Raw genomic sequence first — 13,691 nt, 5'->3', positions numbered from 1 at the left:
TGAGCTGGCTGCGGCACAGCAGGTAGGCCGTCCGATCGACACTCAGAAGTACGACGGGATGCAGCTTAAATGGCAGATGGATAACGACGAACAGGTTTACGTCGGAGACGAAGCGCTTGGTTTGAAAGGTCTGACGAATCTCGTTGGTGTGACGCTGAACAACGCAACGAAGACCTGGGCTAACTCCACCAACGATGAGATCCTCGACAGCGTAAACAGCATTCTGTCGAATGCCTGGGCAGCATCCGGTTATTCCGTCGTGCCTTCTGATCTGCGCATTCCGCCAGAGCAGTATTCATTGCTGGCGAGCCGTAAGGTTTCCGAAGCGGGTAACCAGTCACTGCTGACCTATCTGGCTGTGAACACTATCGCTTTCCACCAGAACGGCGTTCCGCTGGAAATCAAAGCGGTCAAATGGCTGAAAGGGCGCGGGGTTGGCGGTAAAGACCGTATGGTCGCCTACACCAACGATAAGAAATACGTCCGCTATCCACTGGTTCCGCTGCAAAGTGTTCCTGTTCAGTATCGTGGTCTGTACCAGATTGCGACCTACTACGGCAAGCTCGGTGCGGTTGAGCCAGTGTACAAAGAAACCCTGTCCTACGTGGACGGTATCTGATAACCAGAACGGCCCCGAAAGGGGCCAGAAGGAAACTGAAAATGGCGAAAGAAAAGCTGGTTACCATCCATGTTCACACCCCGTTTACGCTGACGCTCGGCGATCACTCAAAACAGGAGTTTGGCCGGGGACGGCATAACGTACCAGAAGAGGTCGCGTCGCACTGGTTTACCCGGGCGCACGCTGAGCTTTCCGAAAGCGGATCGAATGAAACTGATGACCAGCAACCCGTTATTGACAGCCTTCAGGCGCAGATTGCCGATAAAGATAAACTGATTGCCGATCTGAAAGACGCTCTGCTCAAGCTGCAGGAGCAGAACGACAGCCTGCAGGCGCAGATTACTTCCGCCCGGACTGGCGGTAATGGGGCGAAAGATGCCAAAGAATCAAAGCCTGCCAACAGTAAGTGATTTTCGCCGCGACTTCCCGCAGTTTGCTGACCCGGCAAAATATCCCGACGTCCAAATCGAGTTCCGTCTGAATCTGGCCGATGAACTACTGAGCGAAAACGTCACCGGCAAAAAGTTGTTTCCGTACTTTGCCGAGTTGTTCGTTGCGCACTATATGACGCTCTGGGCGGCAGATAGCCGGGCGATGCTGGTTGGCGGTCCGGGCGGTTCAACCAATGGTGTTCAGTCCTCCAAGTCCGTTGACAAGGTAAGCGTCAGCTATGACACCAGCGCGACGCTAAACCCTGACGCAGGCTTCTGGAATAACACCCGGTATGGCGCTGAATTTTATCAGCTGATCACGATGTTCGGTGCGGGGGGACGCCAGCTATGAGTTTCAAAAGCGGTGTAACAACGAGGGTTGATAACGCTCAGGCAATACTGGATGCGCTAAAGTCGCTAACCAAAAAGGATGTGCTGGTCGGTATCCCTGCGGAAGACAGCGATCGGGATGATGTGCCGTTCGGTAATGCCGGGATTGGGTATATCAACGAATACGGTTCACCTGCACAAAACATCCCACCACGTCCGCATCTTGTACCCGGCGTTAAATCAGTTGAAGACCAGACGATGCCACAGCTTAAAGCTGCGGCACAGGCTGCGCTTGATGGTAATGCGGCGGGAGCGGAAAGAGCACTCAACCGCGCAGGTACAGTGGCTGCAAGAGGGGTGAAAAATCACATCAAAGCTGCCAATTTTACTCCGCTTGCAGATAGCACCGTTGAAGCGCGTGCGCGCCGTGGGCGTAAAGGTGCGAAAGCGGAACTTGCGCGGCGTGCTGCTGGTGAATCTCCGGGCACCACTTTGGCTAAGCCTCTTTACGATACTGGCAAATATCTCGCCTCAATAACCCATGTAGTGAGGGATAAAGATGCCGACTCTTGATGTAACCGATGTGCTTTTTGACCCCGATTTTTGCGACTTCAACCTGTGGGTAACGCGTCGCGCACAAACGGTGGACGAGGACGGGATCGGCAGCGACAGCGAAGTTAAAACGCAGTTTGCAGGGGTTGTTACCGTTGACCGCTCTCTTGAAAACCGCCGCATGCAGGCCGGGCAGGTTATCAGTGGAGCAATCCTTATCGTGACGACTGAGCGACTCACGCAGGGGCAGACTGGCCGTGATGCCGATATCGTGACGTATCAGAACCGTGATTACCGTGTGACATTCGTCGACCCGTACACCGCATATGGCGCCGGCTTTGTACAGGCGCATTGCGAGCTGCTGCCGTTCGATGGAGGATTTCCCGTTGAGCAATAATTCCAGTACGGAGCCGGGATGGCTTACACCTGTCAGCGGCGATCCGGATTATGACGAGGCGCTCGACAGGCTGTTAAGCCAGTGGGTACGCAACGTTTCCGGTTTGCCGACTGGAATGGTTCGCCCCCGATGGCAGAAAGATCAGCCGCCACTGCTGCCAGTTGAAACGAACTGGTGCGCGTTTGGCGTTACCGGATTGCCCATAGATAACAGTCCCGCATTCACTAACCAGACTGAAGAGGGCGCTCAGCTCTGGCGACATGAAACCTTTGAGTGCATGGCGTCATTTTATGGCCCGGCGGGCATGACGTTTGCGTCACGTTTTCGCGATGGTATTTCTGTTGCGCAAAACAACGCCGAACTGAACGCACTTGGCCTGTCCATGGGGGACTACACCGGTCTGACCCCTTTCCCGGAACTTATCAACCAGCAGTGGGTTCGCCGTTACGACATTACTGTGCGCCTTCGTCGCAAGGTGGTGCGCGACTACGGCATTAAATCGCTGGTGGATGCACCAGTTTCATTTTTCGGAGACTAAATTATGCCGCAGGGATTACCTGTATCAAACGTCGTTAATGTCGACGTGATCATTGGGCCGCGCGCGGCTACTGGTCGAAATTTTGGTTCGCTGCTTATTCTCGGGACATCCACGGTCATTCCGGTGAAAGAGCGCCTTCGCCTCTACTCCTCAAAGGAGGACATCGGATCTGATTTCGGCGTGGACAGCCCCGAATATGAAGCAGCAACAGTCTATTTCTCCCAGTCACCACGACCTAAAGAGGTGTATGTAGGTCGCTGGGCTAAAACACTGGCAACGGGTGAGGCGGGTGCTGCTGAAAATCTGATGGATGCGGTTAACGCCGTAATGGGCTACACCAACTGGTATGGTCTCGGTATTGCAGACAAAGAGGATATTGCAGATGACGACTGGCTGAAAGTTGCTGCAGCCGTAGAAGCTTCGGGCGTCAGCCGCATTCTGGCAATTACCACCAGCGATCCCGCCACCGTTGACGCCACTTCAACCGGGGATCTGGCCTACAAGCTGAAGGCGGCAAAATACAGGCGCACGTTCGTACAGTATTCCTCCAGCAGCAAGTACGCTGCGCTGTCTGCATTTGGCCGCGCGTTTACGGTGAATTTCAACGGCAGCAATACCACCATTACCCTGAAATTTAAACAGGAGCCGGGGATCACTTACGAAACTCTGACGACTGATCAGGCGGCGGCGCTGGATGCCAAAAAATGCAACGTGTTTGTGTATTACCAGAACGATACGGCAATCCTGCAGCAGGGCGTCATGTCCAGCGGAGATTTCTTCGACGAACGCCACGGGCTCGACTGGCTGCAGAACTACGTACAGACCAACCTGTATAACCTGCTCTACACCAGCACAACCAAAGTACCGCAGACCGATGCGGGTGTGACGCGTCTACTGTCCAATGTTGAGCAGTCTATGGATCAGTCCGTGACGAACGGGCTGGTGGCTGCTGGCGTATGGAACGGTGGCCCGATTGGGCAGCTGGATTCCGGCGATACGCTGACCAAAGGCTATTACGTCTACGCACAGCCGCTATCAGAACAGGCACAGGCTGACCGAGAAGCCCGTAAGGCGCCGGTTATTCAGGTTGCCTGTAAGCTGGCGGGTGCGGTGCATTTCGCTGATGTTCAGATCAACGTCGTTCGCTAAGGAGAACATGAATGGCTACTTATTCTTTTATGGACGTCACTGCGTCCCTCTCCGGTCCGACTGGCGTTATCGATCTTGGTCAGGGTTCTGCGAACTCTGAGGAAGGTATCACCCAGACCATGGGCGGCAACAAGAACACTATGACCATCGGTGCCGATGGCGAAGTGATGCACAGCCTGCACGCCGATAAGTCAGGCACCATTACGGTTACGCTGCTGAAAACCTCCCCAGTGAACAAGAAGTTGTCTCTGGCATATAACGCGCAAAGCCAGTCATCTGCCACCTGGGGCAATAACGTGATCGTCATTCGCAACACAGCATCGGGTGATATTTCTACTGCGCGTTCGTGTGCATTCCAGAAACAGCCTGATTTCAATAACGCCAAAGAGGGCGGGACCGTGGCCTGGGTATTTGACTGCGGCAAGATTGACCAGCTGCTCGGGGAGTTTTAACACGTGGAATTCGAAATTAAAGGCGTGAAATACCGCACCGCAAAGCTCAGCGTTTTTGAACAGTTGAAGGTATCACGAAAGCTGTTGCCGGTTCTGGCCGGGATGGTTTCAGACTTCCGAAATGTGCAGGAGAAGATCAGCAGCAAAGACACTGAAGGCGCGATGACCACTATCCTGCCAAAGATTGCCAGTGCGGTGTCTGATTTGAGCGATGACGATGTGAACGCCATCCTGTTTCCCTGTCTTTCTGTTGTTTCACGTGAGCACATGAAAGGCTGGGTTCCGGTCTGCCAGCATGGCGAAATGGCGTTTGACGATATCGATCTGCTGACCATGCTGCAACTGGTGGCGCGGGTGGTCGCCGATTCGCTGGGAAATTTTTTGCAAGGACTCCCTACCAGCGGGACGCCCACCCAGCCAGCGGAATAACCTTCAACAGCCTGCCGGGCGGTGAAGATTTTATTCTTCGCCCGGTTCTCGCCTTCCATATTGACCAGAAAGACCTTAACAGCGGCGCGGTAGATCTCTGCCGCATCGCGCTTCTCAATGACTACCTCGACATGCGCGAGGATAACGATGCTCGGGTGGATAAATGGAGAGCAGCCAATGAGCAGTAACGCAGATACGATTAAAGACTTCCTTGTTTCGCTGGGATTCGATATCGATCAGGCTGGTGCCAATAATTTCGAAGCCGTGCTGAAAGGCGTTACCGCAAACGTTATGAAGGTTGGCGCGGTGGTGGAAGGCGCAGCGCTGAGCATTGTCGGATTTACCACCCGGATTGCGAACGGTCTGGATAAAATTTACTGGGCATCCCAGCGAACGGGGGCCAGCATTCAGGGCATCAAAGCGCTGGGCTATGCCGCATCGCAAACCGGTGCCAGCGCCGAATCGGCTATGTCCTCCCTCGAAGGGCTGGCTGGCTTCATGCGTAGCAATCCGGGTGCGGAAGGCTTCCTGAACCGTCTGGGGGTCCAGACCCGTGATGCCAGCGGAAAGATGCGTGATACTGCATCCATCTTTACTGGCGTTGGGCAAAAGCTCAACAACATGCCGTATTACCGCGCGAAGCAATACGCGCAGATGCTTGGCATCGATGAAAACACGCTGATGGCGATGCGTCGCGGCATGAATGGCTTTACCGCCGATTACCAGTCTATGCTGCAAAAGACGGGGTTCAACGCGGATAAAGCAGCTGTTCAGTCCAACAAATTCATGACTTCCATGCGCGGTCTTACGTCGCTGTTCGGCATTATGCGGGACAAGATCGGCTCAAACCTCGCTGGTGGTCTGGCTGGTTCTCTGGACAGCCTGCGGCGGCGCATCCTCGACAATTTTCCGAAGATTGAAGAGACGCTGACCAAAGTCATTAAAGGTGTGATCTGGCTTGCTAACGCCTTCACGCGAATGGCTTGGCGGGTGATACAGGCCGCTGGTTCTGTCATTGACTGGTGGAAAAAACTGGACGATGGCAGCAAAAAGTTCCTGATGACGATCGGCGCAATCCTCATCGCATGGCGTCTGCTTAATGCTGCGTTCCTTAAATCCCCTATCGGCCTGATTACCACGCTGATTCTGGCAATTGGGCTGCTGTACGACGATTACCAGACGTGGAAAGAGGGCGGGAAAAGCCTCATCGACTGGTCCAGATGGCAGCCGGAGATTGAGCAGGCAAAGAAAGTACTTAAATGGCTGCGCGATAGGTTTCTTGAGCTCAAGGACAACCTGGGTGGCTGGAAAAATACCCTCACTCTTCTGTTCAGCTTCCTGGCTGGTGCAACGCTGGTTTCTATGCTGGCCGGGATCGGGAGGATTGTCTCCGGGTTTACCGGTCTCGGTAAGGCGATTGGCAGCTCTGTTGGTGGCCTGGCAAAACTCGCGCGGGGTATTGCCGAACTGGCGATAAAAAACCCGTGGTTGCTGATGTTCATCCCCACCAACAATACGCCGACCACCAGCGAAGAAATGGCGTCGATTGGCGGTACAGGTAGTAATATCGTACCTGAAAGGCAGCAGGCATATGAGGCGCTGAGAAAGGAAAACCCCGGGAAGGACTTTTTCACCTATGAGCAAATACAGCGCAAGATTCAGGAAATGGGGCTGGAGCCTGAGCAGCAGGCGCAATCCGTTAAACGTCCTCGTGCGACCGCGCAGGGAAAAATACTGCTCGACTGGATGGGGCCGATGTTCAATAAGCTGGAGTCTCTCTATCAGCTGCCTGCCGGCTTATTGAAAAGTGTCGCCATCACTGAATCAGGCGGGAATCAGTTTGCAGTTTCCGGCGCCGGCGCTAAAGGCCTGTTTCAGTTTATGGACGGCACTGCACGAGATATGGGGCTGCGCGGGAATGATGTTTTCGAACCGGAGAAGGCTGCGCAGGCTGCCGCTAAATATCTTTCACAGTTGCTGCGGGCGAATGGCGGTGACCTGAGCAAGACGCTGGCGTCATACAACTGGGGGATCGGGAATGTTAAACGATATGGAATGAGGCTAATGCCGAAGGAAACACGCAATTATATTCCGAAAGTGATGAGTAATATGCCTGCCAGTGCGCCGGTGATTCAGCAGGAAACGAACATAAATATCCACGGTGTTTCCGATCCGCGCGAAGCTGCCCGTTTGACTGTCGAGCGTCAGAAGGGCGTGAATTCTCAGTTAACTCAGCAACTTCCCACGGGACCGAGATAATGGATATTCTGTCAGCGATTTTTCGCCAGCAATCCCGGCGAATTGGCATACTGATCCCGAGCGTGGTCGTTTCCGAAAAGCACTCTGATGCGCTCGAAATTACTGAACATCCGGTTGAAAGACCAACAACGAATTCTGCATCGGGTTTTATTACCGATCACGCTTATAAGCGCCCCAGTGAGGTCACGATGGAATGTGGCTTCGCTGGTGGCGGCGCGTTACTGGATTTTATTGATACAACATCAATCGGTCTCAGTGCCGGGCTTAGCCCAAAGGAGACCTATCAAAAGTTGCTCAGGCTGCAATCAGACCGCCTTCCTTTTGATGTTGTCACTGGAAAGCGGGTGTACAGAAATATGCTGATCAAAACGCTGGAGGTGACAACCGATAAGACCAGTGAGAATGTCCTGAACTGCATACTAACCCTGCGTGAAATCATTATGACGCAAACAAAGAGCATCAGTGTTGCTGATAAGTCTGATATGCAGGATGGCGTCAGTACTTCGGCGGTGCAAAATACGGGGATGAAATCAACTACGCCGCCAAATGAGTCTGTACTGAGCAGCGTTGTCAGCGGCGGGTACCGACTGGGGGGGGGATAATATGCAGATAAATGAAATACCGTTATCACCGGACAACCAGCAGTTTCGCATATTGCTTGGTGACACGACTTACACTCTCAGGATCATCTGGCGTGACACGGCTGGCTGGATTATGGATGTTATGGATAGTGGCGGCGCTGTGTTGCTTTCCGGCGTTCCTCTGGTTACCGGAGTGAATCTGTTACAACAGTATCCGCAATCAGGCATTGACGGTGAGCTGGTGGTGATCACCGATAAAGGCGCACCAGAAGACCCGACAAAAGACAACCTTGGCATATACAGCCATCTCATTTTTGTACAGGTGTAAAAATGTCTCTTAACTGGATGCGCCATTTTGAGTTGCAGTTGCTGGATCAAAACGGTGAGGGCGTCTCCCTGTCTGATTTTAAGGTTACTTTCCAGATAGAATGGGCAGATACTCGCTGGCCGCGAGTGGCTAATGTAAAAATTTATAACCTGTCACCCGACACTACGCATAAAATACTCGGTCAGGAATTTGCGAAAATCCGTATTATTGCCGGGTATGACGGCATTGCACCGGATGTTGACGCCAGCCAGGTTGGCGTCGCCAGGGAGATTTCACCAGACCAGATAGGGCAGGTGAACGGTCAGAACTATGGCCTTATTTTTGACGGTGATATTCGTTTTACTGTGACAGGGAAGGACAATATCACTGATTCCTGGGTGCTGGTTCAGGCTATCGGCGACCATGAGGCTTTCCTGTATGCGACAACTATCACCACGCTTGCCGCTGGTTATACCGTTGCAGATCTGTACCGGGCGACAATGAAGGATTTCAACGCGTTCGGCGTGACGCAGGGCATTACCGGCGAGTTTCCTGACACCGTGTTTCCGCGTGGCCGCGCGATTTACTCATCCACCCGTAACGTGATGGATAACATAGCTGCACAGTGCAAAGCGACGTGGCAACTGGTGGATGGTCAGGTTCAGATGGTGCCGGAGGATAAGTACATCCACGAAGCCATTGTGTTGAATGCCAATACTGGCCTGATCGGAATGCCGCAACAGACGATGGGCGGCGGCGTAAACGTGAGGTGCCTGATAAACCCGAACATCCGCATTAATGGTCTTATCCAGCTCGATCAGGCTTCAGTGTACCGCGCCACGCTAGGCAATAGCGAAATCGCTCAGTCGCCCGGGCGTATCACCGAAACAGAAGAGAACGGCAACCGTGTGCTGACCGGCACAACGTCACAGGCTGCCAGCATTGCGACAGATGGCGTTTATATCGTCAAAGCTATCGACTATACTGGCGACACCAGAGGTCAGGCGTGGTACATGGATTTGATGTGCTTCGCGCGTGGTGCTCGTGATCTTTATAGCCCGAAAGCAATGCAAGGGACGACGAATTAGTGAGGTGGGGCCGTGAGACATTTACTTTGCACTGTTACCGTTTTCGCGGTGCTTATATCAGCGCCTGCTTTTGCGGATCAGCAATGTGGTGATTTTAAAATCCATTGGGCAGATGATGGCTTAGCCAGAATCAATGGCGCAAAGCCAGAAATGCAAAAAATCACCTTCCTGAAAAACAAAGGTGATTATAACAATATCAAGATGGATTGGCGTATGGCCACCGATCAGCCTGGAAGATGGGTTGGTCTTGAGTACATCAATCGAAACGGCAAGATAATTCTCAATGCCCAGTGGCTGCAAGCCAGCATGAATGCGCCGCGTCAGTATGCAACCTATGATTGTATAAAGGTGAAGTGATATGGCTACACCATTAAGAGCTTCCGAAAACTATTTGATCGGTTTAGGGGAATTGCTGGAAAGCGGTACTCCGATCGACGAATTTACCTATCGCTATGTTATGCGTCATTTTTCTTCGAGTTTAGAAGGTAATGATGTTAGCGCCGTAGGGTTTGCGTACGCTCTAAATGGTGAGGATGAGGCTGCTTTTGAGCATTTTTCTAAGCACCTTCGTCCAGATAGCCCCATGATTGCAAATAACTTTGTCGTATGCCTTTTCAGGCGTTGTATGTTCCGTAAGATGCATGAGGTAATTTTTGATTTGGCTGACACCTTCGGTGGCAAGATGTTGAGCATGATGGCTGCATGTGAAGCATTCCGTATCGGAGACCTTGAGCTGATCAAAAAATATATTGAGTATCATTGCACGCTACTTACTGACGATGAAGACAGGGCTGGAGCTGAGGAATATATGCAAGAATTAATCGGCAAGGTTTCCAGTTGTTACGAAAGTAAAGTATGTACTCCTGCGCAATTTGCATTGCTGGGCCATCTCGCCTACTCCATTCTGGAGCGACACCGATATGTTCCACATAACCTGGATCTTTTTAGTTCTATGGGAGGGGATTATCGAGTTCAGGTGGAAAAAGCCACCCCCGAAAAAATCGTGGAAATGAACGCTGAGTTAGCGGAGCTTATTTGTGAGCAGGAATCATTGGATGATTGTGAATTGACTGCCCGGTTTACTGTAGAAAGGGAAGAGCACAAAAAGGATACGTATGACTATCGAAAGTACTGATTTTTTACGTTCCAGCGAGCATTGTCTTTTACTTGATGAAGAAGTTGGGTTCAGAAATGCCGTATCCCGGGCGTACTACGCAATGTTTCATAAGGCAGGAGAAACGCTGGAGAGCGTACCTTGCGCAGATCATAATCATCATGCAAATCTAATTAATTACATGCAGGGGCGCTTGGGTGTGCCGGTGGAAAAGATAAGCGCATCGAGGCTTAAAATTCTTGCATATGACCTGAGGCAGATGCGACAGGCAAGAAATGAAGCTGATTACCGATTATCTGAGTCAAAAATTAATGCAAATGTTGCAAAAGAAGCCATTCTGACAGCTCAACACTTCTTTAAACGAATTTCCTGAGTCGATAAAATCAAATATAACCCGCCGCCGAGCGGGTTTTTTTATGGGGTTTTTATGCCAATTCCAACTCAATCACAGATCGGAGGCGAGCAACAAGCCGCGCAGGCCATTGCCGATTCGATTTCTACCCAGATGCGCGTAGCGATGCCTGGCATCATTCAGTCGTTCGATCCTGATACTGTTACCTGCACAGTGGAGGTGGCGCTTCGTGGTATTGTTGGCGATGATTCCACCGAATTAAAACCGCTGGTGGATGTGCCAGTTATCTTCCCGCGCGGCGGCGGTTGCACGTTAACTTTCCCGGTTAAAGAAGGTGATGAATGTCTGTTAATTTTTGCCGATCGCTGCATCGATTTCTGGTGGCAGAGCGGCGGCGTTCAGGAGACCGTCGACCCGCGCCAGCATGATTTATCGGATGCGTTCTGTATCGTAGGTCCGCAGTCTCAGGCGCAGAAAATAAGCGGAATAAGTACGGGGTCCGCGCAGCTCCGTAGCGACGACGGAAGTACGTTCTTTGAGCTCAATCCCTCTACGCAGAAAATTAAAATCGTAGCGCCTGGCGGTCTGGATGTAGTTACCCCGCTGGCCGACTTCTCGGCGAAAGTTACCATTCACGGGCTGCTGTCCTGGCTGGGCGGCATGGTAGGGTCCGTTGTTTCTGGTGTTGCATCAAAAATCACCGGCGCTGTTGAGTTTATCGGTAGTGTGAAAGCGAACGGCAAGGTGATCGACAATACCCATACGCATGGCGGCGTTCAACACGGTGGAAGCAATACAGATGAGGTGAACTAATGCGGTACAGACGTGAAGACGCCGAAGGTGATTACACTTTTGGTTGTGGTGATGATACCTGGCTGATTAACTCGCCAGAAGCTGTCGCGCAGGCGGTAAAAACACGATTCGCATTGTGGCGGGGGCAATGGTTTCTCGACCTGACGAAAGGCGCCCCGTATGTTCAGTCAGTGCTTGGTAAACAGCGATCTGACGTTTACATCCTGGCTATACGCGAACGCATACAGGACACGCCGGGCGTTCTGTCAATCCTGTCCTTCGACACCAATTATGACGGCACCAGCCGCCGCGTAAAATTCACTTCCTCCATTGACACAATCTACGGCCAGACGACTGTAACAAGCGAGGCATAAATGGCTTTGAACCTCGACACGCTGGGGTTATCGGCAACGGTAACTGCCCAGGGGATTAGCGCGCCCGATTACCAGACAATCCTTGATAAGCTGACCAGTTATTTCAGGCAGATTTACGGTAGTGATGCTTACCTTGAGCCGGACAGCAAAGACGGACAAATGGTAGCGCTGTGGGCGCTTTCTGTACATGATGCGAACAATACCGCAATAACAGTCTACAACTCGTTTTCGCCAACGACAGCGCAGACCGCAGCCCTGAGCAGTAACGTAAAAATTAACGGTATCACGCGGAAAATAGCGACAAATTCCACCGCCGATCTGCTGTTGACCGGTACGGCAGGCACGACTATCACGAATGGTTCTGCGAGGGATAAAAATGGCATTATCTGGAATTTTCCAGCCAGTGTAACGATCGGTGTTGACGGTACTATGCTGGTGACAGCCACATGTGCAAGTAGCGGAGCGGTTGCGGCCCTGGCCGGGACGATCACCACTATCAATACACCGACCCGTGGCTGGACGTCAGTAACCAACCCGGCAGCGGCCACCGTTGGCGCACCTGCAGAAACGGACGCAGAACTGCGCATCAGGCAGGGGCAGAGTGTCGCGATACCATCCATCACACCATTTGAAGGTGTGGACGGGGCGATCGCTAATATTGCTGGTGTGACGCGCCACAAGCTCTATGAAAATGATACAGGAAAGACTGACGGTAACGGGCTCCCTCCGCATTCCATCTCGGCCATTGTTGATGGTGGCGATGTGACCGAAATAGCCAGGACCATCCGGGGAAATAAAGGGCAGGGGGTCCGGACCTGGGGAAAAACATCCGTAACCGTACCGGATAAATATGGTAATCCCCACATAATCAGTTTTTCGCGACCAACTGATGTCCCTGTTTACGGAAAAATTACCTTAAAAGTTTTTGCCGGGTACACCTCTCAGATAGGTGTGCAGATTCAGCAGGCTGTTGCGGATTACATTAACAGACTGATGATTGGTGACCAGGTACTGCTGAGCCGGATTTATTCTCCTGCTAACCTTGGGGTCGTCAGTGGTGGAAATGCGCGCTATTACGATATTCAGGAGTTGCTGATCGGCAAATCTCCGGAAGCTGTTGCTGCGGCGAATATTAATATTGCTTACGACGAATCTGCCTCCTGTAAGCCGGAAAATATCATTATTACGGTGGCAGCATGAGCAAATATACGGACTTAATTACTAACTATCATGCGACAAAACCTAAATTCGTTGAACACATCGATTTAGTGACCAGGCCGTTAGCTGAAACCTCAGCCGCAATAAATGGGCTAATAAATGCTTTTGATATTGATCATGCGACAGGAATACAACTCGATATTCTCGGCCAGTGGATAGGGTTAAGCCGGGTTGTAAGCCAGCCAATAAGCGGTGTCTATTTCAGCTGGGACACTGACGGACTCGGATATGACCAGGGCGTCTGGCAGGGGCCATATGATCCGGATTTGGGTTATACCTCGCTGAGCGATGAAACCTATCGCATCGTTCTAAAAACGAAGATAGCAATTAACAACTGGGACGGAAGAAACGACTCTCTGCCTCCCATTCTTGACGCTGCACTGGACGGGTCCGGTCTGAAGATGCAGATCGTCGATAATCAGGACATGACCATAGGTATCTGGGTTTTTCCTGAAACAGATATTTCATCGGTCTCTCTCGAACTTATTGCTGCGATACGACAAGGGTATCTGACGGTAAAGGCCGCTGGTGTATGGGGCGGAAGTATTGAAATTCCTTCGGTGGAAACGCCTTCTGAAGGAAACAGGTTTTTTGGGTTTGATATGGATAACGAATATATCAGCGGGTTTGATGCCGGTTCATGGGGGACATTACTCGTAAGCGTATAGCGAGAACCGTATTGACGAGTACAGGCTATTTGGAAGGCAGT

The 13,691-nt window shown here is 51.8% G+C and carries 21 protein-coding genes; all 21 read left to right on the top strand.

Annotated elements, in window-relative coordinates:
- Positions 1-619: DUF2184 domain-containing protein (locus tag ACLD4K_RS21120; protein ID WP_411012454.1), on the top strand; the 619-nt coding region annotated here is incomplete at its 5' end.
- 41 nt (positions 620-660) lie between these two features.
- Complete coding sequence (locus ACLD4K_RS21115) at positions 661-1,029, top strand: STY1053 family phage-associated protein (RefSeq protein WP_023135377.1); 369 nt, start codon at positions 661-663, stop codon at positions 1,027-1,029.
- Positions 995-1,402, top strand: a complete 408-nt coding sequence (locus tag ACLD4K_RS21110; protein WP_001125673.1) for a DUF4054 domain-containing protein — start codon at positions 995-997, stop codon at positions 1,400-1,402. The genes ACLD4K_RS21115 and ACLD4K_RS21110 overlap by 35 nt, the downstream gene beginning before the upstream one ends.
- Positions 1,399-1,953 (top strand): hypothetical protein, encoded by a 555-nt coding sequence (locus tag ACLD4K_RS21105; RefSeq protein WP_000008736.1) that lies wholly within the window; start codon positions 1,399-1,401, stop codon positions 1,951-1,953. The genes ACLD4K_RS21110 and ACLD4K_RS21105 overlap by 4 nt, the downstream gene beginning before the upstream one ends.
- A complete protein-coding gene (locus ACLD4K_RS21100; RefSeq protein WP_038988969.1) occupies positions 1,940-2,329 on the top strand; it encodes a hypothetical protein in 390 nt (129 codons plus the stop codon). The genes ACLD4K_RS21105 and ACLD4K_RS21100 overlap by 14 nt, the downstream gene beginning before the upstream one ends.
- Positions 2,304-2,867: a hypothetical protein gene (locus ACLD4K_RS21095; RefSeq protein ID WP_023204283.1), complete on the top strand. Its 564-nt coding sequence runs from the start codon at positions 2,304-2,306 to the stop codon at positions 2,865-2,867. The genes ACLD4K_RS21100 and ACLD4K_RS21095 overlap by 26 nt, the downstream gene beginning before the upstream one ends.
- Before the next feature lie 3 nt (positions 2,868-2,870).
- Positions 2,871-4,016, top strand: coding sequence for a DUF3383 family protein (locus ACLD4K_RS21090; RefSeq protein ID WP_094198599.1), 1,146 nt, complete (start codon positions 2,871-2,873; stop codon positions 4,014-4,016).
- Between the two features lie 11 nt (positions 4,017-4,027).
- On the top strand, positions 4,028-4,468 hold the full coding sequence (locus ACLD4K_RS21085) for a DUF3277 family protein (protein ID WP_000257261.1): 441 nt from the start codon (positions 4,028-4,030) through the stop codon (positions 4,466-4,468).
- A 3-nt stretch (positions 4,469-4,471) separates the two neighbouring features.
- Positions 4,472-4,897 (top strand): phage tail assembly chaperone, encoded by a 426-nt coding sequence (locus tag ACLD4K_RS21080; RefSeq protein ID WP_000393955.1) that lies wholly within the window; start codon positions 4,472-4,474, stop codon positions 4,895-4,897.
- Entirely contained in the window at positions 4,894-5,085 is a 192-nt protein-coding gene (locus ACLD4K_RS21075) for a DUF6889 family protein (RefSeq protein WP_371066619.1), read from the top strand. The genes ACLD4K_RS21080 and ACLD4K_RS21075 overlap by 4 nt, the downstream gene beginning before the upstream one ends.
- Positions 5,075-7,156, top strand: a complete 2,082-nt coding sequence (locus ACLD4K_RS21070) for a transglycosylase SLT domain-containing protein (protein ID WP_411012453.1) — start codon at positions 5,075-5,077, stop codon at positions 7,154-7,156. The genes ACLD4K_RS21075 and ACLD4K_RS21070 overlap by 11 nt, the downstream gene beginning before the upstream one ends.
- Complete coding sequence (locus ACLD4K_RS21065) at positions 7,156-7,758, top strand: phage baseplate protein (protein ID WP_000353818.1); 603 nt, start codon at positions 7,156-7,158, stop codon at positions 7,756-7,758. Before ACLD4K_RS21070 ends, ACLD4K_RS21065 begins: the two co-directional genes overlap by 1 nt.
- Before the next feature lies 1 nt (position 7,759).
- Complete coding sequence (locus ACLD4K_RS21060; protein ID WP_001166624.1) at positions 7,760-8,065, top strand: phage baseplate plug protein; 306 nt, start codon at positions 7,760-7,762, stop codon at positions 8,063-8,065.
- 2 nt (positions 8,066-8,067) lie between these two features.
- Positions 8,068-9,132, top strand: a complete 1,065-nt coding sequence (locus tag ACLD4K_RS21055; protein ID WP_024153736.1) for a hypothetical protein — start codon at positions 8,068-8,070, stop codon at positions 9,130-9,132.
- A 12-nt stretch (positions 9,133-9,144) separates the two neighbouring features.
- Positions 9,145-9,489, top strand: coding sequence for a hypothetical protein (locus ACLD4K_RS21050; RefSeq protein ID WP_001216233.1), 345 nt, complete (start codon positions 9,145-9,147; stop codon positions 9,487-9,489).
- Position 9,490: 1 nt separating this feature from the next.
- Positions 9,491-10,267: a hypothetical protein gene (locus ACLD4K_RS21045; RefSeq protein ID WP_000224930.1), complete on the top strand. Its 777-nt coding sequence runs from the start codon at positions 9,491-9,493 to the stop codon at positions 10,265-10,267.
- Positions 10,248-10,619: a hypothetical protein gene (locus tag ACLD4K_RS21040; protein ID WP_000151489.1), complete on the top strand. Its 372-nt coding sequence runs from the start codon at positions 10,248-10,250 to the stop codon at positions 10,617-10,619. The genes ACLD4K_RS21045 and ACLD4K_RS21040 overlap by 20 nt, the downstream gene beginning before the upstream one ends.
- 54 nt (positions 10,620-10,673) lie before the next feature.
- The gene (locus ACLD4K_RS21035; protein WP_001122299.1) at positions 10,674-11,411 is read left to right on the top strand and encodes a Gp138 family membrane-puncturing spike protein; all 738 of its coding nucleotides are present in this window, start codon (positions 10,674-10,676) and stop codon (positions 11,409-11,411) included.
- The gene (locus ACLD4K_RS21030) at positions 11,411-11,764 is read left to right on the top strand and encodes a hypothetical protein (RefSeq protein ID WP_001270639.1); all 354 of its coding nucleotides are present in this window, start codon (positions 11,411-11,413) and stop codon (positions 11,762-11,764) included. Before ACLD4K_RS21035 ends, ACLD4K_RS21030 begins: the two co-directional genes overlap by 1 nt.
- A complete protein-coding gene (locus ACLD4K_RS21025) occupies positions 11,765-12,964 on the top strand; it encodes a baseplate J/gp47 family protein (protein ID WP_138017696.1) in 1,200 nt (399 codons plus the stop codon).
- Positions 12,961-13,650: a DUF2612 domain-containing protein gene (locus ACLD4K_RS21020; protein ID WP_411012452.1), complete on the top strand. Its 690-nt coding sequence runs from the start codon at positions 12,961-12,963 to the stop codon at positions 13,648-13,650. Before ACLD4K_RS21025 ends, ACLD4K_RS21020 begins: the two co-directional genes overlap by 4 nt.
- Positions 13,651-13,691: the final 41 nt, after the last annotated feature.

The organism is Salmonella sp. 741265055_HSA (genome assembly GCF_046569525.1).
Classification (GTDB): Bacteria; Pseudomonadota; Gammaproteobacteria; order Enterobacterales; family Enterobacteriaceae; genus Salmonella; species Salmonella enterica.
The sequence above is the reverse complement of the archived record's forward strand: the minus strand, read 5'-3'. Positions and strand labels throughout refer to the sequence as shown.